General features: G+C 69.0%; 2 protein-coding genes. Both read right to left on the bottom strand.

Annotation, left to right across the window (positions count from 1 at the left end):
- The coding region (locus N878_RS23160; protein WP_021445880.1) for a TetR/AcrR family transcriptional regulator at positions 1-249 on the bottom strand (249 nt) is incomplete at its 3' end.
- A 140-nt stretch (positions 250-389) separates the two neighbouring features.
- Positions 390-822 (bottom strand): response regulator (locus N878_RS23155; protein WP_036988869.1); only part of this gene is annotated, 433 nt, incomplete at its 5' end.

Here is an 822-nt window from a genome sequence, read left to right as displayed (position 1 = left end):
GCGCAGGGTGGCGGCCAGGGCATCGACCTCGCGCTGGCTGGCGTCGGCGAACACCTCGGCGGCCAGTTCGCCCTTGCTGCGAAAATGCCGGTACAGGCTGCCGGTGGCGATGCCGACGTCCTCGGCCAGCGCCTGCATGGTCAACGCAGCGAAGCCGCCATCGACCACCCGCTGCAGGGCACAGACGAGGATGCGTTGACGCAACGCCTGATCGCGGTCGAGCCGCGCTTCGCTGGGACGGTAGGCCATGGTCTGAATCCCGATTCACATGGCATCAGTGAATCAGGATTCAGACCATGGCTAAAGCGACGTTCCGGCCAAAACTGCGGCCGAACGGGCGTCAGAATGCAAGGCGCCCGCAGGAAAGCAGGCGCGCGGCGCCAGCAGGTTCAGGACGAGCTGGTGGTCAGCGAAGGGCTCGCCGGGCGGCACAGCACCCAGTCGTGCAGCAGCACGCGCAGCTCGTCGAACTTCACCGGCTTGGCCAGGTAGTCGCTCATGCCCGCGGCCAGGCAGCGTTCGCGGTCGCCGCTGTGGCTGTGCGCGGTGATCGCCAGCACCGGCAGCTCGGCGCAGCCCGGTAGGGCACGCAGCGCCCGGCAGGTGGCGAAGCCGTCCATCACCGGCATCTGGCAGTCGAGCAGTACCGCGTCCACCGTCTCGCTGCGCAGCAGTTCCAGGGCTTCGGCGCCGTTGTCGGCGGTGCGCACGCGGTAGCCGAGCTTGAGCAGCATGCCGCGGGTGACCAGCTGGTTGATCGCGTTGTCCTCGACGATCAGCACGCTGCACTGCTGCGCCAGGCGCTGCAGCGCGCCGCCCGGC

This window comes from Pseudomonas sp. EGD-AK9, assembly GCF_000465935.2.
In the GTDB taxonomy this organism is placed as follows: Bacteria; Pseudomonadota; Gammaproteobacteria; order Pseudomonadales; family Pseudomonadaceae; genus Aquipseudomonas.
The sequence above is the reverse complement of the archived record's forward strand: the minus strand, read 5'-3'. Positions and strand labels throughout refer to the sequence as shown.